Genomic DNA, 24,410 nt, shown 5'->3' with positions numbered 1-24,410 from the left:
TTGAATTTAGTATCTGAGGGTTGAAGAGAAGAGTTTTGAATTAACTCTGCTTACAGTTTAGTTGCTGCTTTCATTGAACGTACAAAATCGGCCAGTGTGTCCAGAAGTAACTGCGGCTCATCACGGTTTGTTTCAATAATCTTAACCACAGCAGAACCTGAGATAGCACCTGCAGCGCCGGACTCAATAGCTTCTTTAACTTGTGCTGGTTGCGATATACCAAATCCCAGCAGGGCAGGAGGCGCATTGAACTGATTGAGGCGATCCATCAGCTGTGAAACGGGCATATTGGCCTTGGTTTCTGCACCGGTCACACCGGCACGGGAGAGAAGATAGGTATAACCTTTACTCTTCTCAGCCACCGCTTTCAGGGTTTCATCACTGGCCGTCGGTGGTGCGATAAATATCGGCTGTACGCCATGCTTTTCAGCCGCCTGAGTAAACTCAGCACTTTCATTAGTTGGTACATCGGCGATCAGCACCGAATCAATACCTACTTCGGCACATCGCTGATAAAAATGCTCTACGCTATTTGAGTATACAAGGTTGGCATACATAAGAAGGCCGATGGGTAGCTCCGGATATTGGTTACGGATTTCAGCAATCAGCTCAAAGCAGATTTGTGGGGTTACACCAGAATCCAGCGCCCGGATATTTGCGCCCTGAATGGTCGGGCCGTCAGCTAGCGGATCTGAGAAGGGAATGCCAAGTTCAAGAGCATCGGCACCTGATTCAACCAGAGTCCGGATGATCTTCAGAGAGAGCTCCCTGTCCGGGTCGCCAACAGTGACAAAAGGAACAAATGCACCTTGCTTGTTTTGCTCTAAGCGCTGAAAAAGTGATTGATAGCGGTCCATTAAAGCGCTCCTTTTTGATCCAGAATATCGTGAACGGTAAAGATATCTTTGTCACCGCGGCCGGAAAGGTTGACCACTAGCAGCTGTTCTTTATCCGGTGAGTCCTTTGCCATTTTCACTGCATGAGCCAGTGCATGAGCAGACTCAAGGGCAGGTATAATGCCTTCATTCTTTGCCAGAGCCTGAAATGCTTCGAGGGCTTCGTCATCGGTCACAGAGTCGTAGCTGGCGCGGCCTGTCGCATTCAGGTGTGCGTGCTGCGGACCGACAGACGGGAAATCAAGGCCGGCAGAGACAGAGTAGGACTCTTCGACCTGACCGTGCTGATCCTGCATCAGTGGTGCTTTCATACCAAAGAAAATGCCGGTTTTACCGTGTTTCAGCGGTGCGCCGTGCTGGTCTGTGTCGATACCTTTACCGGCAGGTTCCACACCAATAAGGGCAACCTGTTCTTCTTCAATAAAGTCGGCAAACATACCGATGGCGTTCGAACCACCACCGACACAAGCGATAACGGCGTCTGGCAGGCGTCCTTCCCTTGCCAGAATCTGATTCTTGGTCTCTTCACCAATCATTCGCTGAAACTCGCGCACAATGGTCGGGAACGGGTGAGGGCCGGCGGCCGTACCCAGCAGGTAGTGAGCCTGCTCATAGCTGGCAGACCAGTCACGCAGTGCTTCGTTGCAGGCATCTTTAAGGGTGGCAGAGCCTGAGTGAACCGGAATGACTTCGGCACCCATCAGTTTCATACGGAATACGTTCGGGCTCTGACGTTCAACATCTTTGGCGCCCATATAAACGCGGCATTTTAAGTCCAGCAGGGCACAGGCCAGTGCAGTGGCGACACCGTGCTGTCCGGCACCGGTTTCTGCAATAATCTCTTTTTTACCCATACGTTTTGCCAGTAGTGCCTGTCCCAATACCTGATTGGTTTTATGGGCACCACCGTGCAAAAGATCTTCCCTTTTCAGGTAGAGCTTGGTTTTGGTTCTCTTGGTCAGGTTTCTGCACAAAGTCAGGGCTGTCGGGCGTCCGGCATACTCCTGTAGTAAGCCCATAAACTCACTATGAAACTCCGGGTCTTGCTGTGCAGCAATAAACTCCTGTTCCAGCTGCTCTAATGCCGGAACTAAAATCTGTGGTACAAACTGACCACCGTACTCGCCAAAATAGGCATCTAGCTTCGCCATGCTGTTTCCTTAATAGTCTTTAATCTGATGAAATGCGCTGTCGATAAGGGCTTTATCTTTTTTACCCGGAGCGGACTCAACACCTGAGTTGAGGTCTAGTCCCAGACAGCCTAACTGACTTGCCTGCTTAACGTTGTCAGGGTTAAGTCCGCCCGCCAGCATAATATTTTGTGTTGTGCCGATAAGTGACCAGTCGAACTGCTGACCGGTTCCCCCCGACTGAGATCCAACCTTGCTGTCCAGCAGGTGACGGTCAACGCCGTTCTCTATCAGCGCCGGTATTTGCTCACTTACTCCGTACGCTTTCCAGATTTGACAGCTATGCGGCAATATTTCTCTTAGCTGGTTAATAAAACCCTGGTCTTCATCGCCGTGTAGCTGAACCGCAGCTAACCCCAGAGTTGTCGCGGTATCATTCACCGTTTTCAGTGTCTGGTTCTGAAATACGCCGACATAGTTTAACGGGGCGCCGCTCATGGTCAGCCGTGCTTGTTCTTTATCGACTTTTCGTTTCGATTTCTCTGCGAAAATCAGCCCGCCATACACGGCACCAGCCTGATAGACCGCAGCAGCATCGTCCGGATGAGTCAGGCCACAAACCTTGTTTTCACCGATAAGCACGCGTCTTACTGCCAGTTCAAGATTGTCTTCCTGCATCAGCGAGCTGCCGATCAGGAAGCCGTTGGCATACTGACTGAGATCCCGCACCTGCTGATTGGTATAAATACCAGATTCAGAAATCACAACGGTATCTGCAGGCAATTTAGGAGCAAGCTGGCGTGTACGGGTGAGATCAATAGAGAGATCTCTCAGGTTGCGATTATTAATTCCCACCACTTTGGCATTCAGCTCAATGGCCCGCTCAAGTTCCTGCTCGTTGCTCACTTCTGTCAGAACGCCTAAATCCAGTGAATGGGCCAGTGAAGCGAGTTCACGATACTCCTCATCGTTTAGGATGGAGAGCATCAGCAATATAGCATCCGCCTTGTAGTGTCGGGCAAGGTAGACCTGATACGGGTCAATAATAAAATCTTTGCACAATACAGGCTGAGTAACTTGAGCCCTCACCTGAGGGAGAAAATCAAAGTTACCCTGAAAAAATTTCTCGTCTGTCAGTACCGAAATGGCGCTGGCATAATCTTTGTAAACCGAGGCGATATAGTCGAGGTTAAAATCATCACGAATCAAACCTTTTGAAGGTGAGGCCTTTTTGCACTCGAGAATAAAGGCGGTTCTTTCCGGTGAAAAAGCCTGATAAAAGCTGCGATCCGATGGTGTTAAGCTATCGATAAAGCTCTCAAGTGGCTGCGCCTTTTTTCTCGCTTCAATCCACAGCTTCTTCTCTTCAACAATCTTAATCAGTACCTGAGCCATATCCCGGCTTTTCTGGCTGAACTGCTGTGACATAATTAACCTCGTTGCGCTAACTGTTGTACTAACTCAAAGGCTTTGCTTGAGTTCATTACCTGAATGGCTTTTTGTGTGTTGGCTTTCAGATCTTGCTCTCCGAACAGGCGAAGTAGCAGGGCAACATTGACTGCGACGGCGCCAAGCTGGGCCTGAGTGCCTTTTCCTGTCAGGATATTGGTGACAATAGCCCTGTTTTCATCTGGTGTGCCACCTTTAATTGCCTCAAGAGGCTGTGTTTCAACACCAAAATCTTCTGGTGTGAGAGTGTACTCGGTTATCTCACCATCAATGATCTCTGCTACTTGTGTTGAGCCGTGGATCGCCACTTCATCAAGGCCGCTTCCATGCACCACAGCGGCACGTTTCATGCCCATTTTGGCCATGGTTTCTGCAATCGGGCGGATAAGAGACGGGTCGTACACTCCCATCAGTTCAATATTTGGTCGCGCCGGATTAATCAGCGGGCCGAGAATATTAAAGATGGTGCGGGTTTTCATCGCCTGCCTGACCGGCATGGCATGGCGTACACCCTGATGGTATTCAGGGGCAAACAGAAATGCTACGCCAATATCGTCTACCGCTTTACGGGTATCTTCTGCGCTCATGGCAAGATTGATACCGAAGGCATCGAGAAGATCTGATGACCCTGATTTGCTGGAAACACCACGGTTTCCGTGCTTGGCAACTTTTATCCCACAACCGGCAGCAACGAAGGCAGCCGTTGTGGAGATATTAAAGGTATCTGAACCGTCTCCTCCTGTACCTACAATATCAGCAAAATCGTAGTCAGGGCGGGGGAAAGGTGAGGCGTTTGCCAGCAGCGCTTTTGCTGCGCCTGCAATCTCATCTGAGGTTTCACCTTTTATCTTCAGCGCTGTGAGTGCAGATGCCAGCAATACCGGATCCATTTCGCCTTTAATGATGCTGTCAAAAAGCTGCTGACTCTCTTGCTCAGTCAGTGACGCTTGTTGGTAAAGTTTATTGAAAATGTTCTGCATCTTACTTCCCTTAAAATGATATTAATTCTGACACGTTTGCATAAGTTAACTGAGAGCCCACTCAATGGTATTTTCCAGCAGTCTGGCACCATGAGTTGTCATAATGGATTCCGGATGAAATTGAAAACCGCACACTTTGTCCCGGTCATGAACCACTGACATCACCAAACCATTAACATCGGCGGTAACCGTCAACTCATCTGGCACTGAAGTCGCAACCAGAGAGTGATAACGGGCGATAGCCAGAGTCTTTGGCAGGTCGCGATATATTGCGTGTGGCTGGTAACGCATTTCAGACACTTTGCCGTGCATAATCTCACCGGCTCCTGCCACAGTTCCGCCATAGGCTTCAACGATGGCCTGATGACCAAGACAGATGCCTATCACCGGCACTTTTCCTTTCAATCTCTGAATCAGCTCAGGCATACACCCTGCATCAGAAGGCGCACCGGGTCCCGGAGAGAGAACAACCACAGGTTTTTCCTTTTCTTGCACGGCTTGTACAATGCTGAGGGCGTTAACGCTGTTTCGGTACACTGTGACACTGTGACCTAATGAACGAAACTGGTCAACAAGGTTGTACGTAAAGGAGTCAAAGTTATCTACAAAAATTAAATCAGCCATCTCTGTTACTCCTTGTGTGCTGCCTGAATGGCGGAGATGACCGCCTGTGCCTTACCGCGGGTTTCATCGGCTTCTGCCTGAGGGTCTGAGTCATAAACCACTCCTGCACCTGCCTGAACCTGCGCCACACCATTTTCAACATAAGCTGAACGAATAACGATGCAGGAATCCAGATCGCCCCGCCCGGTAAGATAACCTACGGCGCCGCCGTAACTGCCTCTGCGCTGCTTTTCCACATCACGGATTAACTGCATGGCACGGATTTTTGGTGCGCCGGTCAGGGTTCCCATATTCATACAGGCCTGATAGGCGTGCAGTGCATCCAAATCAGGTCTTAGCTGGCCGACAACACGGGAGACAAGGTGCATTACATGGCTGTAGCGGTCGACTTTCAGCAGGTCAGCGATATGACGAGTACCGGGTGCAGAAATACGGGCAACATCGTTTCGCGCCAAATCAACCAGCATCATATGCTCTGCGTTCTCTTTTTTGTCGCTACGCAGTTCCAGTTCAATGCGGCCATCCAAATCCGGGTTAATAGAACCATCTGCGTTTTTGCCACGGTGACGGGTTCCGGCGATAGGGTAGATTTCTACCTGATTTGAGCGGGTATCATATTTAAGGGCGCTTTCCGGAGAGGCGCCAAACAGGGTGAACAGCTCATCGTTCATATAGAACATATAAGGACTTGGGTTGTTCTGCTTCAGTTTCTGGTAAGACGCCAAAGGAGAAGGGCAAGGCAGGGTAAAGCGACGCGAAGGCACTACCTGAAAAACATCCCCTTTAACCACAAACTCTTTTAAGTCAGTTACTGTCTGGCAGAAGGCTTCATCTGAGACACTAGCAATGGGTTCACACTGAGCTAGTTTTACCGTCTCTTCCAGTGGTGCCGGTTTGGTGCTTAGTTCAGATATTTTCTTTAACCGATATGAGATCTGCTGCTTAGTCTGCTCTGTTCCGTCAAAAACGGTACCCTGCACAAAACAGGACTCCTGCTGGTGGTCAATGGTCATCAGGGTTTCAGCCAGATAGAAAACATAATCCGGACACTGGTTGCTGGCTACGGCTTCGCCAAGTGGTTCAAAGTTTGCCACTAAATCAAATGCAAACAGTCCCGCCAGAAACAGCGAGAAGTCATGTTCTGCGTCAGCATCTTGCTGAGTTGACTTGAAGCTGTGTTGTACTAATCTCAGGGCGTCAAAAGAGGAGGCTTCGCGCAGCTTGCTATCTTCATCAAGATCCGGGTTCGCTGGGGTGAAGGTAAGCAGAAGCTGAGAATCGGTCTGCTCTATTCCTACATCGCCCTGAGCGTGCGCAGCAATGCGTGTCAGGGCGTGCCGGCCGTTGTCTGACAGGGCAGAGAAGGTGACCTGATTACCGTTACATTCAATTCTTAGCGCTGCATCGATAAGCAGCATGCTTTTAAGATCTTGTTTGGAATCTATATCTGCTGACTCCAGCAGCAGGCTGTTCTGCTTACCGCTGCAAAGTGCCTGAAACAGCCTTGTCGGGTCGGCGGTATAAGGGACAGAGAGAGAAACAATATCTAACTGTCCAACTTGCTTTATTTCTATGGCCTTATTCATAAGACCTCCTCATTCTATTTAATCGCTGACCGTAAACTACTTAATTTGTTTGCTTTCAATTAAGAATATGTCGAATCTGGTGTTTGTTCTAAACTGAAAAGCCCGCTTTTAAAGCGGGCTTATTAATATCCTGATAATGAAATCTGTGAAACTAATGCCCGCTACTTGTCATCCACATACGCCACCAAGCAACAACAGAAAGAACCATCACTGAGATGATCTCTGTAACAATAGTGCTAGGTTTTTGCAAAGTTTCTTGTAACATAATCGCATTATTTCCTGTTCCGAATTGCGTACTAGTAAACTAGTACTTTCGACTAAAGTCAAGAGTTTAATGAAAATAGATTTACACAGCCATACAAATGCATCGGACGGCGGTTTTTCTCCGCAGCAACTTATCGACAGAGCGGTGTCATTTGGTATTCAGGTTTTAGCAATAACGGATCATGATACGCTGGCAGGTCTGGCGCCGGCAGAGCAGCATATTGCAGACAATAATCTTGCGATTAAGTTAATTCGTGGCATCGAAATTTCAACGGTCTGGCAGAATAAAGATATTCATATTGTCGGTTTGAATCTGGACACTGAAAATCAACAGCTTAAAGGTCTGATTGAGCAACAGCAGCAGAGAAGAGTAGAGCGTTCAAAACTGATCGCCGAGCGCCTGTCAAAAGCTCTGGGTGTTCCGGTATACGATGAAGTATTAGATATTGCGGCCGGTGCGCCGGTTACCCGTGCTCATTTTGCTAAATGGCTGGTGGCTAAGGGGCATGTGAAAAACATGCAACAGGTGTTTAAGAAGTACCTGACCCGTAATAACCCCGGTTATGTGCCTCCTAACTGGTGCTCAATGGCGGAAGCTGTAGAAGCGATCCATCAGGCTGGCGGGCAGGCGGTGCTGGCTCATCCGGGACGTTATAACCTGACAGCAAAATGGATAAAACGTCTAATTAGTGCGTTTACCGAAGCGGGCGGTGACGCCATGGAAGTGGCTTTACCGCAACAAGCGCAACAAGATAGGCGCAATCTGGCGGATTATGCTATACAATACAATATATTAGCCTCTCAGGGGTCTGATTTTCATTATCCCTCTCCGTGGACGGAGTTGGGAAGGAACCTCTGGTTACCCTCTGGTGTAACACCTATATGGCAGGATTGGGGTATTACCCCGCAAGAAAATGCTGAGTCCTTCAGCAGTGAGGAGCAATAATGAGCCAGTTTTTTTACTTACATCCGGAAAACCCGCAGGCAAGGCTGATTAATCAGGCTGTTGCAATAATCCGTAATGGGGGTGTGGTGGTTTATCCGACCGATTCCGGTTATGCATTGGGTTGTCAGCTTGAAAACAAGCAGGCACTGGATCGAATCTGCCGAATCCGTAAGCTGGATGATAAACACAATTTTACTCTGCTTTGCCGTGATTTATCTGAACTCTCTATCTATGCAAGGGTAGATAACACAGCATTTCGCTTGTTGAAAAATAATACGCCGGGCCCGTACACCTTTATTTTTAAAGGCACAAAAGAAGTACCGCGACGTCTGATGAACTCGAAGAAGAAGACCATAGGTATCCGTGTACCAGACAACCAGATTGCGCTGGATCTGCTGGAAGCTCTGGGTGAGCCGCTGATGTCGACTTCTCTGATCCTTCCGGGTAACAGCGATACTGAGTCCGATCCTGAAGATATCAGGGATAAGCTTGAGCACTCAGTGGATTTGATTATGAATGGTGGCTACTTAGGTGAACAGCCAACCACGGTTATCGATTTTAGTGAAGATGAACCGGTTGTTGCCAGAGTCGGGTCAGGAGATACCACACCATTTGAATAAAGCTGAGAAAAGAAGAGCGAAATGCTCTTCTTTTTTTATTGCGGGCTGTAAAAACCGGCTGAGTTTCATGTATAATGCCCAGCTGCTAAAAAATTAGTTATTAATAGATTGACGTCTGTGAAGACGACAAAAAAGGGTTATCAATGAGCGAAAAATTACAGAAAGTACTGGCAAGAGCTGGACACGGTTCAAGACGTGAGCTTGAAGCTTTGATTAAAGCTGGTCGTGTCAGCGTAAACGGTATGGTGGCCAAACTGGGCGAACGTCTGGAAGATGAGAATGCTATTGTGCGTATCGATGGTCATACTGTAAACCTGAAAACTACTGACGCTACGGTTTGCCGGGTACTGGCTTACTACAAGCCTGAAGGTGAACTTTGTACCCGCCATGATCCGGAAGGGCGCAGAACCGTATTTGACCGGCTGCCGAAAATCAGGGGATCGCGCTGGATTTCTGTAGGCCGCCTTGATGCTAACACTTCTGGTCTGTTGCTGTTTACTACTGATGGTGAACTGGCTAACCGTCTGATGCACCCGAGCCGTCAGGTAGAGCGTGAATATCTGGTAAGGGTATTTGGTGAGGTTAACGAACAGAAAGTGCGTAACCTGGTAAAAGGTGTTGAGCTGGAAGACGGTATGGCCCGCTTTGAGGATATTGTTTATGCCGGTGGTGAAGGTATGAACCATACCTTTTACGTGGTGATCAACGAAGGTCGTAACCGTGAAGTCCGCCGTTTATGGGAAACGCAGGATACCACTGTAAGCCGCCTGAAGCGTGTTCGTTACGGTGATATATTCCTTGAGAAAACCCTGCCACGTGGTGGCTGGATGGAACTTGAACTAAAAGAAGTGAATTACCTGAGAGAGTTGGTTGAACTGCCACCGGAGAAGACCAGCCTGATTGAGGTTAACAACACATCACGCAAGCGTGAACGTTCAAGAAGCCAGAAAATCCGCAGAGCGGTTAAGCGCCATGAGGAGAGAGTTAACACTCCAAAAGGGCGTTCAAACCAGCAACGCAGAAGAACAAGAAAATAACTGGCCGAATAGGTAAGTGAATAATAAGAAGGGCGCTGTTATAGCGCCCTTCTTCTGTTCGGATATATTGTGTCTGGCAATACTGCGATTAATCGCGTTTCCATAAAATATGGCAGAACTTATGTTCCGGGTCCCGGCTGATAAGTAGCCGTGCAAATACTTCGTCCAGTACATCTGAATCCGGGTTCACCAGACCAATACGAACTTCAGCGTAGACCTCTTTATCTACTTCAAAGCCGACATGCCCGGTCCAGTCGTCAGCAGTTTCAACCAGCTCTGCTGCGCCTCGGTCTTCAAACTGGGCAGTAAAGATAATCACATCGGCTGCTTCCAGATTGTCCGGTGCCATTTCTAAAAATATATCGTAAGCCGTTTCAATAACATCATCGTACGACATTAGCTCAAATGAATTTTCTTGATCCGACATTGCTACTCCTATTAATCAGCGCGACTGATGTACTTGCGTTCTGCGGTGTTAATCTTAACTTTATCACCAGTAGCGATATATTCCGGCACCTGAATAGTGAGGCCGGTCGCGAAACGGGCAGGTTTTGTCCGTGCAGACGCGGAAGCCCCCTTGATAGAAGGGTCAGTTTCTTCAATCACCAATTCGACAGATGCCGGTAGCTCAAGAGAGGCCGCTTTACCGTCAACTAAGATAACAAACAGGCCCTGAGTATCTTCATTGAAGAACAGTAACTCATCCTGAATATCTTCTTTATTAAAGCTGTATTGATCGAAGTTTTCAGTGTCCATAAAGACATACTCATCGCCATCGGTATAAGAGAAGGCTGAGGCTCTTTTGGTCATTTCAACAGTGTCGACAACGTCGTCAGACTTAAAACGCTCATCAACTCTTGAACCCGTTGCCAGATCAGTACAGCGCAGCTTATAAATCTTCGCGCCGCCACGTCCGCCCGGAGTGGTGATCTCAATATCTTTAATCAGCAACATCTTACCATTTGATTCAATGACAAAACCTTTCTTAATTTCACTTGCCTTAGGCATTACAAAGTATCCTTTATCAAAATTTATCTGCGAAATAATGAGGGTAAATCAGCGAGAAAACAAGGGCAAAGTTGAAATCTGATAGGGATAGCGCATATACTCAAAGCCGTTTTTAAAACGGTGTTAACTTTCCGTAGAACAAGGGCTCAACATAAGTGACAAAAACAGTACCATTGCCAGTTATCGACCCCGGTAAACCCTTCCAGTATGAATACCAAACTGTGATCAAAGAGTTGATTCAGGCGCTTCAGGGCGGAATGGGCAGTAACCTACACAGCCTCTACCTGTTCGGTAGTGTTGCCCGAAAAACAGCCGTTCCCGGTAAATCTAATATCGATATTATAGTGGTTACTCAGGGGCCGCTGAGCGACAGAACTAATACACTGATCAACACCATTAAATGGCGTTTCAAAAAAGCTTACCCTTTTGTTACAGAGCTATCATTCCAGTTCACCAAAGCCCATGAAATTCTTCAGCTTGAAAGTATCTTTACCTGGGGCTTTATGCTGAAACACTGTTGCGTTTGTGTGTATGGAGATGATCTTTCCAGCCGTTATGGTGAGTTTGAACCGAGCTGGGAGATTGCCAAATACTGGAATATGGATGTGGAAGAGTGGATCACCCTGTACCGGCAGAAAATCGCCAAAGCTTCCAGCCCGGAAGAGCAGTCTAAATATCAGGTTATTCTGGCCAAAAAACTGCTGCGGGCCAGTTACTCGCTGATTATGTACAAAGATAAGCATTGGTATGACAGCCCGGTTGAGTGCGGAGAAGGCTTTCTGCGCTACCATCCAGATAAAGAGCAGGAGATTGAACGATTGAAGATTCTGCTAAGCGGAAGGGTGATCCCTAAACGCTCGGTGATCGGCCTGATAGACAGTTTTGGTGACTGGTTGGTAAAAGCTTATAAGAAAACTGAATTCAGGATAGGTTAACTCGCCAGATAGTGATGCTTAGAAAAGCCCCAGTTGTGGTGCATTCAGGCTATCAAAATCGAGACCAATAAAGGGCAAAATTGCATCCGCAACCGGCTTTAACTGCTTATCAATATAGTGCTGATAATCAATGGCACTTTTTCTGTACTCAAGGGGCTCAGGCCCGTTTAGCGTAATCACGTACTCAATCCTTCCCCGGTTCTGATATTGCAGAGGCCTTCCAAGCTGTTCATTTATCTGGTCGGCAAGGCGGGCAGCCCTTACCTGAGGCGGAATGTTTTTCTGATAGTCACTCAGTTTGCGTCTTAAGCGTTTTTGATAAACCAGTTGTTCGTCGCGTTCGCCGTTCAGGGTTGAGTCCACATACTGGCGGATAAACTCTGACGGGTCCTGATCATGGAAAACAAGTTGATAAAGGGACTGCTGAAACTGCTGGGAAAGGGGTGTCCAGTCGGTTCTGGCACTTTCCAGCCCTTTAAAGATGATCTCTTCTTTGCCTCTGTTTTCAACCAGTCCGGCATAACGCTTTTTCGACCCTGTCTCTGAGCCACGGATTGTCGGCATCAGGAACTTTTTATAGTGGGTTTCATACTCAAGCTCCAGACATGAATCAAGGGCATACTCATTTTTCAGATGCTCAGCCCACCACTGGTTAATATAACTAACCAACTCCCGGCCAACATTATCGGCATCCTGCTGACTATGGGCATTATTAAGGTGGACAAAGGTGGAATCTGTATCGCCATAGATAACCTGATAGCCTTTTTCTTCTATTAACACCTTAGTCTGTTTCATAATTTCATGACCGCGCATGGTGATAGAGGAGGCCAGCCGGGCATCAAAAAAGCGGCAGCCAGACGAGCCAAGCACACCGTAAAAGGAGTTCATAATAATCTTAATTGCCTGAGAAAATGCCTTCTCGTTGGCCTTCTTTGCTTCATCACGGGCAGACCAGAGTTGTTCAATCATTTGTGGAAGAAAGTGTTTTTCACGATGAAACTGGCCGCCAATAAAACCGATAACGGCTTGATCCTTCTCTTTACCTGTTGTCAGCTTTAATCCTTCAATCAGCCCCATAGGGTCAATCAGAAAGGTTCTGATAATGGATGGATAAAGGCTCTTAAAGTCGAGCACAATAACCGAGTCGTACAGGTCGGGCAGGGAGTCCATTACAAATCCGCCGGGGCTTGCCAGCCAGTTATCCGGCTGCAGTCCGGGAGCAACATAACCAGCCCTGTGCAGCCGTGGAAGATAGAGATTAGAAAATGCAGCTACAGAACCGCCCATGCGATCCAGTTCAAGCCCCGTTAGTCTTGAACGCTGAATGGCGAACTCAATCATATGAGTTTGCTCAAAAATACGGTTAACCAGAACGCAATCCTGCAGGTTATAACGGGCCAGCGATGGCTTGTCATTCCTGAACATATGGTTGATTTCATCCATACGGTCATGAACATTGTGAATCGCTTTTCCTTCGCCCAGCAGCTCCTGTGAGACAGATTCCAGCGACCATGAACGAAACTGATAAGTCGCGGTTTTAAGGGTATCAATACCATCCAGAACCACCCGACCCGGAATGGAGATAAACCCTTGTTGAGTCTGAGCTGACTGGCGAAAGTAAGCCGGTTTACCGGCCCGGCCGATATTGAGCTTGATACCATACCACTCTGCACGTTTTACCAGCAGACGAAAATCGAAGTCGATAACGTTCCAGCCCAGTATTAAATCCGGGTCAAAGCGGCTAAACCAGTTGGTCAGGGCAATAAGCAGTTGCTTTTCATCTTCCACCCACTCAATCGTTGTATCCGCCGGTTCACTGTCGCCGATCATAATAACCCGGCTGTCCAGCGGTGAATCCAGACCGACAGAGTAAAGGATGCCTTTTTCAGAGCATTCAATATCAAGGGAAACATAAGAGAGGGAGGGAAGATATTCACCTTTGCGGCACTTTGCCTGTTTAAACAGCCGATAGTCAGGTTTTTCCTGAGACTGGCCGTAAAACTCAATGCTGCCCTGAATAAAGCGCTCCATCAGAAAGCGATCGGCCAGACGGATATCCTGCTCAAAACAAGCTATCTCATGCTGTTGAAACAGCTGGTTAGCTTCAGTGGCGCTTTGGCTGGTGGTGCAGTAGCAACCTAGTAAAGGGGTCTGCTCAAAGGTCACAAGTGACAGTGGCTTTAGCATGACGGAAAGAGAGTGCTTCTCAATCAGTGAGCGAGCTTCAGTTTCATCGGTTGCCGGAATAAAGAAGACCACAGCTTCATTATCAATCAAAAGGTTTACCGGGCCGTTATCTGTACTCAGCCAGAGGTCTATCTGGGTTCTGCCTCGTATGTCTCTTGCCTGCCGGGTAAGAATAAACCCTTGTTGAATATCCAATGTGGCCTCGCTTTACTGCCTTGTACTGCTGTGATCTTATAGCGTAAGAAGCTGGAGGGGGAAATATTTTTCTGCTTTAAGTGTGAAAATATAAGGCGTTAGCAATTACGGCAAAACAATTTAATGGCGATCGTAGCAATTAATGATGGTAAATGGATAGCCGAACAGGTACTGTTACTGGGGCCTCAATTTAGGCTTTTGATAAAAAACCTAAATAAATTAGCAGCTTGGTGTTATTGATAATTAAGTTTTTGCTAAACTTTGTGGGTTTGCGCAAATAGTTTTTACGCAAATTTGGCCAAAATGAGTTAAGATAGAAAGGTTGATGCATACCTGTGAAGGTAAGTATCAGAACCAAAGTTAGTTGTGTGGAGATACAAGTTTGATAAATGTTTTCCTTGTAGATGATCACGAGCTGGTTCGCACAGGGATACGACGTATAATTGAAGACGTCCGTGGAATGAACGTAGCAGGGGAAGCTGACAGCGGTGAAGAATCTGTAAAATGGTGTCGCAGCAACCATGCTGACGTCATCCTTATGGATATGAATATGCCAGGAATAGGCGGCTTAGAAGCGACTAAAAAGATTTTACGCTTTAATCCTGATGTGAAAATTATTGTGCTCACGGTTCACACAGAAAATCCGTTCCCGACCAAAGTTATGCAGGCAGGTGCGTCTGGGTATCTTACTAAGGGTGCAGGACCGGATGAGATGGTGAATGCCATCCGTGTAGTTCATAGCGGGCAGCGTTATATTTCTCCGGAAATTGCGCAGCAGATGGCGCTAAGCCAATTCTCTTCCGCGTCAGAAAACCCGTTCAAAGATCTGTCCGAGCGTGAGCTGCAAATCATGATGATGATTACTAAAGGCCAACGTGTTACCGACATTTCAGAACAGCTGAACCTAAGCCCGAAAACGGTAAATAGTTACCGCTATCGTCTGTTCAGCAAATTGGATATTAATGGTGATGTTGAGCTTACTCACCTCGCTATTCGACATGGAATGCTAGATACCGAGACCCTTTAGTGCCCTCTCATTTCGATTCAGAAACATTTCTAAAATCAGTTACCAGTCAGCCCGGCGTTTACAGAATGTATAACGCCGAGGCTGATATTATTTATGTTGGTAAAGCCAAAGACCTAAAGAAACGACTCTCTAGTTACTTCCGAAAGAAAGTCGATAGCGAAAAGACCCGCGCTTTGGTCAGTCATATCCGTAAAATAGATGTGACAGTCACTCATACCGAAACCGAAGCTTTGATCCTTGAGCACAATTATATTAAGCAGTATCTGCCTAAATATAATGTGCTGCTGCGGGATGATAAGTCATACCCTTATATTTTCCTTAGCGGACATAAGCACCCAAGGCTCTCTATGCACCGTGGCGCTAAAAAGCGCAAAGGTGAATATTTTGGTCCGTATCCTGATTCAGGCGCAGTGAGGGAAACCCTTCACCTGATCCAGAAAATATTGCCGGTACGCCAGTGCGAAGACACGGTTTACAGTAACCGTACCCGTCCTTGCCTGATGTATCAGATTGGTCGTTGTGCTGCACCTTGTGTTTCGGCTGTTATCTCGGATGAAGAGTACGCCGATTTGACTGAGATGGTCCGTCTGTTTTTGCGTGGTAAAGACAAAAAAGTGGTATCCCAGCTGATCAGCAAAATGGAACAGGCCAGTCAGGAGCTCAGATTTGAAGATGCGGCTAAGATCCGCGATCAGATTCAGGCAATCCGCCGTGTTCAGGAGCAGCAGTTTGTCTCTGAAGACAGTATGGAAGATATGGATGTTCTGGGTTTCGCACAAGAGAAAGGCATCGCCTGTATCCATATTCTTATGATTCGTCAGGGAAAAATATTGGGTAGCAGAAGCCACTTTCCTAAGATCCCGAATAACACCAGCAGGGAAGAGGTATTCTATAGCTTCCTGAGCCAATACTATATTGGCCATAACGAAGCCCGAACCATTCCTAACCGTATTATTCTCAACAAAGATCTGTTGCAGGAGATGGAGCCACTCTCTGAAGTACTTACTGAGCTATCAGGCAGAAAGGTCTCTTTGCACCTGAGCCCGTCCGGAACACGTGGCAGATATCTTAAGCTGTCAAATACCAATGCCCTGACGGCACTGACCAGCAAGATAAACCATAAGATGACCATTCATCAGCGTGTGAGTGAGCTGCAGGAAGCGCTTGGTGTTGCCTCAATCCGTCGTATGGAGTGTTTTGATATCAGTCATACCATGGGAGAGAGCACCATAGCCTCTTGTGTGGTGTTTAATCAGGAAGGACCGGTAAAGCAGGAGTACAGACGCTACAATATCACCGGTATTACCGGAGGCGATGACTATGCTGCTATGGGACAGGTTTTGGAGCGCCGTTACAGTAAACAGCTGAATGTAGAGAAGATACCGGACATCATCTTTATTGATGGTGGTAAAGGGCAGCTCAACAGAGCCTATGAGATTATATCAGCCCACTGGGGCGACTGGCCTAAACTGCCGAAATTAATTGGTATTGCAAAAGGGGTAACACGTAAGCCGGGGCTGGAGACCTTGATAACCACATCCGGAGATGAGTTCCATCTGCCTAGTGACGCTCCTGCATTGCATTTGATTCAACATATCCGTGATGAAAGCCATAATCACGCTATTGCCGGTCACAGAGCCAAGCGGGCAAAAACACGTCGCACCAGCCCGTTAGAGGGTATAGAAGGTATCGGCCCTAAACGTCGTCAGTCGCTGCTTAAATATATGGGCGGATTACAGGAGCTGAAACGCGCAAGTGTCGAAGATATCAGCAAAATACCCGGAATAAGCCAATCTTTAGCAGAAAAAATACATCAGGCATTGAAAGAATAACTTTTTTCCCGCACCATTAGCGGGCGATGTATAAGAGCCTATAAAAAATGCGTTTAACCATACCAAATATTCTTACTCTTCTCAGACTGGTATTAATCCCGGTTTTTGTGGTTACCTTCTATCTGCCGTACTCATGGGCGCCTTTTGTCGCTGCAATGGTGTTTTTTGTTGCTGGTGTGACAGATTATTTTGACGGTATGCTGGCCCGCAAGCTAGGTCAGACTTCAAGGTTTGGTGCTTTTCTTGACCCTGTTGCTGACAAAGTAATGGTGGCGACTGCACTGATTCTTATCACTGAGCACTTTGCCAGTATCTGGGTGACGATTCCTGCGATTACTATGATTGCCAGAGAAATCATCATATCAGCTCTTCGCGAATGGATGGCTGAAATAGGCAAACGCTCCAGTGTTGCCGTTTCATGGATAGGTAAGGTAAAAACCGTATCGCAGATGTTCGCTTTATGGGTGTTAGTCTGGCGCTATGATGACTGGATGATTTGGTTAGGCTATGCTGCGCTGTATATAGCAACCTTCCTGACTTATTGGTCCATGTTCCAGTATTTGGCAGCAGCAAAAGATGACCTTTTGAACGAAGAGCACCAATAGATAAAAATGTATTCTGAAAAGCGGGAACCTGAGAGTCCCGCTTTTTTTGTTTGTGCTAATGATGAACAGTAGAAATACCGCCCGTTTTGTCTAGAAATAGATCTAATTTTGATGATTCTGACGGGAATTTAATCAAACAGTTCAAAAATGAAAAAATTGAGTTGACTCAGTAGGGTGAATGCGTAAAATGCCTCCCCGTAGTCAGGAAGAAGTTCTTGAAAAAGATGGCGCGTTGGCAGAGTGGCTATGCAGCGGATTGCAAATCCGTGGACCTCGGTTCGACTCCGGGACGCGCCTCCATTTCCTGATATATTATGCGACACTAGCTCAGTTGGTAGAGCGCAACCTTGCCAAGGTTGAGGTCACGAGTTCGAACCTCGTGTGTCGCTCCAAACATTAAAACCCGATCAGAAATGGTCGGGTTTTTTGGTATCTATTAGTAAGAAAATACTATTCAGTTGGTAGAGCGCAACCTTGCCAAGGTTGAAGTCACGCTTATGTTCAAAAGAAAGCGAACCTCGTGTGTCGCTCCAAATATTAAAAACCCGCTTAGAAATGAGCGGGTTTTTTCGTTTTAACATCACGAGTTCTCACCTCGTGCCCGCAGCCGGTCGCGTCGCTCCAAATTATAGAAACCCGATCAGAAATGGTCGGGTTTTTTCGTTATAGGTTCAATAAAATACCATCAGAAAAAAGCCCCGATAAATATATCAGGGCTTCTCAATATCTGTTGTTAGCTTAGCCTTGTTCTACAGTAGAGATTAGGCTGTTATCGGTACCGAAGCTATTTCTGACATAGTCATCAGCCGCAGGGTCATTTTCCCATGTAGAGTCATCTATCAGATAGCGAAACTGAAAACTGTCTCCCTTCGGTAATCTTACTTTTAGCCGGTAAGATTTGTTCTTTTTATTAAGCTTTAACGGCATAGCTTCCCAGCCATTAAAATCTCCGGCAACCGCAACCGTGGATTCAGCCCCCTGAGGCCATTCGAATGTTACTTCTACTTCATCCTTGGTTTTAAAAAAACGCTTAGTCAACATCTCAATTTCCTATAAGTCCATAACATAACAATTAATATATCCAAATCACCTCATAAAATTGCTCTGAATCTTGAGGTTACTTGGGTATAAATAGTTTATTTTGTGGCTTACATCAAGTCAGATTATAAAAAGTTTTATTGATAACATTATGAAATATATGTGATTTATTTGTATGAGTTACTTGTTAAACGCCTGATATCATTATGAAACTACTGTATATGAAAAATGTATAGAAGAATATTCTAATGTAATGGTATTGTGCAAAATTTTGCACGGATGGCAAACAATGAGAGCGGATACCAGCTGATACAAAAATAGCTTGAAGTGACACAGGTAAAACCACTTATAGAGCTGATCTACAGTGACATTCACAAGATCTGTGCTGTACTTAATCTTAATAATAAAAAGATTATTAAAAGCGGAGGTTGTATTGAGCTCAGCAGATTTGACCCAGAAGCTATTTAGCGACAAGAGATACGAAAGTAAAGCTGAAGATGCAGCCCGTAAAGTGGCTGAACAAACGGTACAACGGCATGCTCAATGGGTAGTGAGTATGAAGTATATTGTCGATCAGTCGGATGTAGATAGTCTGTTGAGCTTGCAGGGTAAATACTGTGACTCAGTGATATTTGAAGAGAAAGAGCGTATCACTGAAAACCAACGGATACTGTTACAGTGTGAAAAGCAGAGAGTGGTTGAGCGCCGGGAAAAACTAGAAGAGAGGCAACTGGTTTTAGATAAAGTGGTTAAGAGGGTGTCGGTTACTACGGAAAAAATGATGTTGGATCGTTTGTCGCAGATGAGTGTTCAGAAGCTTTTATGGGGATTTCCGGATTTTGGTCATTTTGTCTCTTTTGCGTATTCTGCTTCACTCAGCTTCTCCCGTCTGGGTACTCTTGCTACCTTAAGCTCACCCCTAAGCAATAGTGTGTTGGATTTAGTCGGCAACGACACCTTTTGTAAATTACTGGGTAAATATCCGAAACAGACTAAAGATGCCAAAGTCGCCATCGGCTATATGGGAATTGAAAACTGCAGAAAACTATTCCCGGTTTTGATGGCTCGGCCTTTGCTGAAATGGTCGGATAAAAACACCCGTCTTATCGCCCCTAAAATCTGGCAACATGCCATAGTGATGGCTAATGTAACCAGAATGCGTCTTAATGATGCAGGCTATAAGGAACCCGACGAGGGAGTATTAATTGGTATGATTAGAGCTTTCTCTTACTTTGCGGTGTGTAACTACTTTAGTCAGATATTTGAAGATGCCTTAATTTCAGTAATGCAGGATTTTCGTGATAATGAACAGATGAGCGAATATTTTGCTTGTTCTGAAGTAACGCCAACCCTGTCTGTGTTACCGTCGGTTTTATGTAAGCTTGATAAACAGCTAACGCAGAATATTATTGATTATATTGACTGGGGGCCTCGTGGGGTGCACCTGAAGAATGCCTTAATCGAAGATATTGAGCAAACCCCAGTGCTGGCTCGCTCACTTCATGGTGTTGCCCTTGCACAGGCAAGAGCGTTTTCCATTTACGACACCATGAAAGCAAGCAATGTCTTTATTGATAAACTTGCTCCTTTCTGGTTTGCCAATGTTCAGATGGACGGGGCTTCCCTGAAAAAACTGCAACAATCAAGCCCGGGTAAACTCACCCTCTCTATGTAGTTCTAGTAGCTGAAAATAAACGCTATCTTACTGAAAAAAATTGAAAATCTAGACTTTATCACTCATTCTTAACCTGTGAAGCAAATAATGGCTAATTAACAATAGCTTTGATCAAAGGCATCCGGGCTGGTCACGGAAGACGGCGAGGGATTAACAGTGAAGGGAATTATCTTTACCGAATTTATGCAGTTAGTTGAAGAAAAGTTTGGTCTGGAAGTATTAGATGCCATGCTGGACAGGGCCGGAGATGAAGGCATTTATACTTCTGTCGGCTCATATGGTCATGGCGATCTGGTCAAACTTATAGTGGCTCTTAGTGACATTACTGGTGTATCTGCAACGGATTTGCAGCAGGTGTTTGGCGAAAGCGTATTTGTTCATCTTTATAACACCATTCCGAATAAGGCAGAGCTGAAAGGATGTAATAGCGCGTTTCAGTTTGTCCGTCATGTAGAAGAGTATATTCATGTCGAAGTAAAGAAGCTCTATCCTGATGCTAAACCGCCTGCCTTTGAATTTATCAGTGAAAATGAAACAGAGATGGTATTTGACTACCGTAGCGTGCGTTGCATGAGCCATGTCTGCTTCGGGTTGATAAAAGGTTGTGCCAGACATTTTAATGAACAGATTGAAATAGAGATGATAAACACCCAGGCAGACGGACAGTTGGTCCGCTTCGCACTGACTAAGAGCTGAAGTTATGGAAAATATCTCTCATCTTGAACGTAAGCTGAAACGAGAGACGCTGGCGCGCAAAGCCGCAGAGAAACTACTGGAAGATAAGAGTCTGGAGTTATACCAGATAAACAGTCAGTTGCAGTCAGCGATGAAACAGCTGGAAAAGCGCTCAGAACAACATTTGCGTAAGTTTGAGTTTGAAGACCATATTGACCGGGTGTTAATTAGTTTCGGTCACTCATTTCTGGCAAAAAAACTGGATGAGATACAACTGCACTCATTTGTCCGTCAGATCACTGAAAACCCGCTCGTTACTGATTCACTACTTTATCTGAATGAGGAAACCTTTCCTGAACTGCCTGTGTATCTATACGGAAACACAAAACTTCAGGGTTGTGAAAACAGTTATTGTCGCTTTAACTGCTGGGAAGAAAACCGCCTTTTTATGCCGATAATGGTTGAGCGAAAACAGGTTGCCGGTTTCGTTTTTATACTCGATACAAGTGAAGTAGACAGAGAGACAATCAGCACTAAGTTAGCGCTTATCGGGGAACTGATAAAGGTAGCGCTCAGTCGCAGTCTGCTGTGGCAGAGAGAGGTGGAACTTAGGTTACGGGCGGAAGAGTCAGAAAAAGCCACAAAAGAATTTGTTGCTATGATAAACCACGAGTTGCGAACCCCTTTAAATGGGGTGTTAGGCAGTGTGGATTTGCTGCAACGAACGGTAATGAATGATGAGCAGCAAGAGTATTTACAAAACCTTTCTCAGGGCGGTGAGTTGCTTAGGGTACTAATCAACGATTTGCTGGATTTCAGCAAAATGAACGCCGGAATGATGGAGATAGTGCCTAAACACTTTATGTGGCAGCAATTGGAGCAATCAATAAATGGCATTTTTGCTGCTAAGTCAGAAGAGTCTGGTGTTGAGTTTTTAGTGGAAACAGACGGAATTCCACAGGTGCTCTTAGGGGATCAGGAACGTATCAAGCAGATACTTGTGAATTTAATCGGTAATGCATTTAAATTCACCCGAGAGGGCAGTGTAACCCTCGATGCAGCCTGGCGCTGTGGAACATTAACTTTTGAAGTGACAGATACAGGTATAGGAATCGCCAGACAGGCGATGGAGTCCCTATATGACCCCTTTATTCAGGCAGATAGGTCAAGTAGCCGGACGTTTGAAGGTACAGGCCTTGGGTTAGCCATCTGTAAGAACCTTGCAGATTTAATGAACGGCACTATTGAGTGTGAAAGTGAACCCGGCAAAGGAACCTGTTTCCGGCTCAGTCTGGCCGTAGCTGAAGGAGACTCTGCCGAATGTGCTCAGGGTGTGCTGGTCAGCGAACAACCGCATATAAACTGGCAGAGTGTCCGTGTGCTGGTGGTTGATGATACCAGCCTGAATCAGCTTATCGTAAAACAGATGCTCGGAAAGATAGGTGTAGAGCCGGACATTTGCAGCAATGGTCTGGAGGCTATAACGGCGGTTAATAGCAAAAATTACCATATGGTGTTTATGGACTGCAGAATGCCGGAAATGGATGGCTATCAGGCAACAGAACGCTTAAGAGAGCAGGGCATAAACACACCTATTATTGCCTTAACGGCCGCCTCCACCCTTGAAGAACGCCAAATGTGTATAGAGTCAGGAATGGACGACATACTAAGCAAACCCTATACGGCCGACGAGATTAAGCAGGTAATGGTTGAATGGCTTGATAAAGGCAGGCAGCGACAGAAAAACAGAGATGTGCAAAGGGTTAATAGGTGACAATCTGTTCAAAACAGTGTGGTTAGGCCGATTTTTAGCCATACAGTTCAAAACAATACATTTTCTTGTTGACGAAAAATTTCAATCCAGTAAAGTACATCCCGTTCCGACGCAATAGCGTTGGGAGCAGATGGTGTTACCATCGCTGAAAAGCGTGCCCTGGTGGTGGAATTGGTAGACACAAGGGATTTAAAATCCCTCGGCGTTCGCGCTGTGCCGGTTCAAGTCCGGCCCGGGGCACCATCTTATGCGACACTAGCTCAGTTGGTAGAGCGCAACCTTGCCAAGGTTGAGGTCACGAGTTCGAACCTCGTGTGTCGCTCCAAATTCAAAGAGACCCTAGTAGAAATACTAGGGTCTTTTGCTATCTCAGGGCTTTGAATTGCACGAGGAACCTCGTGTCCGAAGCCGGCCGCGACGCTTCAAATTAGAGAAGCCCGCTCAGAAATGAGCGGGCTTTTTCATTGTCAATTTGAAACTACCTTCTATGAAGGTGGTGATTGTAGATTCAATTGGTCATCGCAACAGTTTTACTAAAATACTGATTTGCATGGACACCAATGATGAAACGAGCAAAACGTACGTTTACTCAAGAAGAGAAAGATCTCGTATTTAATTTATGGAAACAAGGTACTGGATATAGCGATATTGGCCGAATATTAAACGCAGCACCAGGTACTGTATTTACAGCATTACGTGAAACTGGGGGCATCAAACCCAATACACGAAAAAGGAACAAGCAACACTTAACTCTGGAAGAACGAGAGGAAATCAGAGTTGCTCTATCTGCCAAAATGTCGCTACGAGCTATTGCTCGCATGCTAAACCGCTCTCCTTCAACAATTTCGAGAGAGGTTGCACGCAACCGAGGTCGTCGTTATTACAAAGCTGTTAATGCAGACAACCGAGCAAAACGTATGGCTAAACGTCCAAAGCTTGGAGCTTTAGAACGCAACACTGAACTCAGAGGGATTGTCGTATCAAAACTTGAACTGAAGTGGTCTCCCGAACAAATATCAGGTTGGTTGAGAGTTCAATATCCACGTAGAAAAAGCATGCAGATATCACATGAAACCATTTATAAATCAATGTATATCCGAGCCAAAAGTATTATTCATCACTCCTTCACTCAGCATCTACGCAGAGGTAGGCCGATGCGTCACAGCCGACATCATCGACGAAGCGGTGATAGAAGTTTCACGAGCATTGTGAACGGTGTGTCCATACATGAACGTTCCAAGAACATTGAGAATCGTAAGTCAGTAGGTCACTGGGAAGGTGATCTTGTATCAGGTTCAAAGAATACACATATCGCCACTCTTGTAGATAGAAAATCTCGCTTCACAATCATCCTCAAACTTGCAGGAAAAGACGCCGAGTCAGTCCATACAGCGTTATTAACTGTATTTAAAAAAATGCCTGCTGAATATCGAAAGTCATTAACTTGGGATAGAGGGATGGAACTAGCTAAACACGCTGATCTGACAAAGGAAATAGGTATCCCCGTTTATTTTTGTGACCCTCAATGCCCATGGCAAAGAGGAACGAATGAGAATACTAATAGCCTGATTAGACAGTACTTCCCTAAAAAAACTAATTTATCGCTGCACTCGCAGGAAACCCTTAATAAGGTGGCATGTCAATTAAATGAACGCCCGCGGAAAACATTGAAATTTAAAACACCATCGCACATGATTGAAAAAGGTGTTGCTATGATCCCTTGAATCTACAATCGTTCTTTTTAGCATCACGAGCTCTCACCCCGTGCCCGCAGCCGGCCGCGACGCTCCAAATTCTAAGAGACCCTAGTAGAAATACTAGGGGCTTTTGCTATTTCAAGGCTTTGAATTGCACGAGGAACCTCGTGTCCGAAGCCGGCCGCACCTAGCCGGCCGCGTCGTTGTCGCCTATATTATGCCATCTTTAT

General features: G+C 46.1%; 21 protein-coding genes, 4 tRNA genes and 1 other annotated feature. Of the genes, 15 read left to right on the top strand and 10 right to left on the bottom strand.

Annotated elements, in window-relative coordinates; all coding sequences use genetic code 11:
* Positions 1-50 precede the first annotated feature (50 nt).
* The 6 genes from trpA to PK654_RS09010 are packed head-to-tail and all read right to left on the bottom strand — an operon-like array spanning position 51 to position 6,665.
* Complete coding sequence (gene trpA, locus PK654_RS09035; protein WP_271695267.1) at positions 51-857, bottom strand: tryptophan synthase subunit alpha; 807 nt, start codon at positions 855-857, stop codon at positions 51-53.
* Entirely contained in the window at positions 857-2,047 is a 1,191-nt protein-coding gene (trpB, locus tag PK654_RS09030; RefSeq protein WP_271695265.1) for a tryptophan synthase subunit beta, read from the bottom strand. The genes trpA and trpB overlap by 1 nt, the downstream gene beginning before the upstream one ends.
* Positions 2,048-2,056: 9 nt before the next feature.
* Positions 2,057-3,454 (bottom strand): bifunctional indole-3-glycerol-phosphate synthase TrpC/phosphoribosylanthranilate isomerase TrpF, encoded by a 1,398-nt coding sequence (gene trpCF, locus PK654_RS09025; protein ID WP_271695264.1) that lies wholly within the window; start codon positions 3,452-3,454, stop codon positions 2,057-2,059.
* Positions 3,455-3,456: 2 nt separating this feature from the next.
* Positions 3,457-4,455: an anthranilate phosphoribosyltransferase gene (gene trpD / locus PK654_RS09020; RefSeq protein ID WP_271695263.1), complete on the bottom strand. Its 999-nt coding sequence runs from the start codon at positions 4,453-4,455 to the stop codon at positions 3,457-3,459.
* A gap of 45 nt (positions 4,456-4,500) precedes the next feature.
* Entirely contained in the window at positions 4,501-5,079 is a 579-nt protein-coding gene (locus PK654_RS09015) for an aminodeoxychorismate/anthranilate synthase component II (RefSeq protein WP_271695261.1), read from the bottom strand.
* Positions 5,080-5,084: 5 nt separating this feature from the next.
* Positions 5,085-6,665 carry an anthranilate synthase component 1 gene (locus PK654_RS09010; protein ID WP_271695259.1) on the bottom strand — a complete coding sequence of 527 codons (1,581 nt, stop codon included), beginning with the start codon at positions 6,663-6,665 and terminating at the stop codon, positions 5,085-5,087.
* A gap of 92 nt (positions 6,666-6,757) precedes the next feature.
* Positions 6,758-6,858 (bottom strand) — a sequence feature (Trp leader region).
* Positions 6,859-6,999: 141 nt separating this feature from the next.
* On the opposite strand from PK654_RS09010, the gene rnm reads away from it, so the two are divergent.
* From rnm to rluB, 3 genes are all read left to right on the top strand, one after another.
* Positions 7,000-7,875 (top strand): RNase RNM, encoded by an 876-nt coding sequence (gene rnm / locus PK654_RS09005; RefSeq protein WP_271695258.1) that lies wholly within the window; start codon positions 7,000-7,002, stop codon positions 7,873-7,875.
* Positions 7,875-8,495, top strand: a complete 621-nt coding sequence (locus tag PK654_RS09000) for an L-threonylcarbamoyladenylate synthase (protein WP_271695257.1) — start codon at positions 7,875-7,877, stop codon at positions 8,493-8,495. Before rnm ends, PK654_RS09000 begins: the two co-directional genes overlap by 1 nt.
* Positions 8,496-8,638: 143 nt before the next feature.
* Positions 8,639-9,532 (top strand): 23S rRNA pseudouridine(2605) synthase RluB, encoded by an 894-nt coding sequence (gene rluB / locus PK654_RS08995; protein ID WP_271695256.1) that lies wholly within the window; start codon positions 8,639-8,641, stop codon positions 9,530-9,532.
* Positions 9,533-9,620: 88 nt separating this feature from the next.
* Here rluB and PK654_RS08990 read toward each other — a convergent pair whose 3' ends face one another.
* Together PK654_RS08990 and efpL are read right to left on the bottom strand one after the other, a co-directional pair.
* Positions 9,621-9,959, bottom strand: coding sequence for an HI1450 family dsDNA-mimic protein (locus PK654_RS08990; protein ID WP_271695255.1), 339 nt, complete (start codon positions 9,957-9,959; stop codon positions 9,621-9,623).
* Positions 9,960-9,970: 11 nt separating this feature from the next.
* A complete protein-coding gene (gene efpL, locus PK654_RS08985) occupies positions 9,971-10,540 on the bottom strand; it encodes an elongation factor P-like protein EfpL (RefSeq protein ID WP_271695254.1) in 570 nt (189 codons plus the stop codon).
* Between the two features lie 155 nt (positions 10,541-10,695).
* On the opposite strand from efpL, the gene PK654_RS08980 reads away from it, so the two are divergent.
* Positions 10,696-11,475: a nucleotidyltransferase domain-containing protein gene (locus PK654_RS08980; protein WP_271695253.1), complete on the top strand. Its 780-nt coding sequence runs from the start codon at positions 10,696-10,698 to the stop codon at positions 11,473-11,475.
* 18 nt (positions 11,476-11,493) lie between these two features.
* On the opposite strand, the gene PK654_RS08975 is transcribed toward PK654_RS08980, so the two are convergent.
* Complete coding sequence (locus tag PK654_RS08975; RefSeq protein ID WP_271695251.1) at positions 11,494-13,857, bottom strand: DNA polymerase II; 2,364 nt, start codon at positions 13,855-13,857, stop codon at positions 11,494-11,496.
* Between the two features lie 382 nt (positions 13,858-14,239).
* Here PK654_RS08975 and uvrY point away from each other — a divergent pair, with 382 nt between their 5' ends.
* The 5 genes from uvrY (at position 14,240) to PK654_RS08950 (ending at position 17,713) form a co-directional block, all read left to right on the top strand.
* Positions 14,240-14,884 carry a UvrY/SirA/GacA family response regulator transcription factor gene (gene uvrY / locus PK654_RS08970; RefSeq protein ID WP_271695250.1) on the top strand — a complete coding sequence of 215 codons (645 nt, stop codon included), beginning with the start codon at positions 14,240-14,242 and terminating at the stop codon, positions 14,882-14,884.
* Entirely contained in the window at positions 14,884-16,716 is a 1,833-nt protein-coding gene (gene uvrC / locus PK654_RS08965) for an excinuclease ABC subunit UvrC (RefSeq protein ID WP_271695249.1), read from the top strand. The genes uvrY and uvrC overlap by 1 nt, the downstream gene beginning before the upstream one ends.
* Positions 16,717-16,763: 47 nt before the next feature.
* Positions 16,764-17,321, top strand: a complete 558-nt coding sequence (gene pgsA, locus PK654_RS08960; protein WP_271695247.1) for a CDP-diacylglycerol--glycerol-3-phosphate 3-phosphatidyltransferase — start codon at positions 16,764-16,766, stop codon at positions 17,319-17,321.
* A gap of 226 nt (positions 17,322-17,547) precedes the next feature.
* Positions 17,548-17,621: transfer RNA gene (locus tag PK654_RS08955), tRNA-Cys, on the top strand.
* Positions 17,622-17,637: 16 nt separating this feature from the next.
* A tRNA-Gly gene (locus PK654_RS08950) sits at positions 17,638-17,713 on the top strand.
* A gap of 346 nt (positions 17,714-18,059) precedes the next feature.
* Here the strand turns inward: PK654_RS08950 and PK654_RS08945 are convergent.
* Positions 18,060-18,362, bottom strand: coding sequence for an isoamylase early set domain-containing protein (locus PK654_RS08945; protein WP_271695245.1), 303 nt, complete (start codon positions 18,360-18,362; stop codon positions 18,060-18,062).
* Between the two features lie 430 nt (positions 18,363-18,792).
* On the opposite strand from PK654_RS08945, the gene PK654_RS08940 reads away from it, so the two are divergent.
* From PK654_RS08940 to PK654_RS08915, 6 genes are all read left to right on the top strand, one after another.
* A complete protein-coding gene (locus tag PK654_RS08940; RefSeq protein WP_271695244.1) occupies positions 18,793-20,034 on the top strand; it encodes an HDOD domain-containing protein in 1,242 nt (413 codons plus the stop codon).
* A 156-nt stretch (positions 20,035-20,190) separates the two neighbouring features.
* The gene (locus tag PK654_RS08935) at positions 20,191-20,730 is read left to right on the top strand and encodes a heme NO-binding domain-containing protein (RefSeq protein ID WP_271695243.1); all 540 of its coding nucleotides are present in this window, start codon (positions 20,191-20,193) and stop codon (positions 20,728-20,730) included.
* A 4-nt stretch (positions 20,731-20,734) separates the two neighbouring features.
* The gene (locus tag PK654_RS08930) at positions 20,735-22,483 is read left to right on the top strand and encodes an ATP-binding protein (RefSeq protein WP_271695242.1); all 1,749 of its coding nucleotides are present in this window, start codon (positions 20,735-20,737) and stop codon (positions 22,481-22,483) included.
* Between the two features lie 156 nt (positions 22,484-22,639).
* Positions 22,640-22,726 (top strand) — tRNA-Leu (locus PK654_RS08925).
* Between the two features lie 6 nt (positions 22,727-22,732).
* Positions 22,733-22,808: transfer RNA gene (locus PK654_RS08920), tRNA-Gly, on the top strand.
* 238 nt (positions 22,809-23,046) lie between these two features.
* Positions 23,047-24,207, top strand: coding sequence for an IS30 family transposase (locus PK654_RS08915; RefSeq protein WP_271698744.1), 1,161 nt, complete (start codon positions 23,047-23,049; stop codon positions 24,205-24,207).
* The last annotated feature ends 203 nt before the right edge of the window (positions 24,208-24,410 follow it).

Origin of the sequence: Vibrio sp. SCSIO 43137 (genome assembly GCF_028201475.1) — a bacterium.
In the GTDB taxonomy this organism is placed as follows: Bacteria; Pseudomonadota; Gammaproteobacteria; order Enterobacterales; family Vibrionaceae; genus Vibrio.
This window is presented reverse-complemented; position numbering and strand designations above follow the sequence as displayed.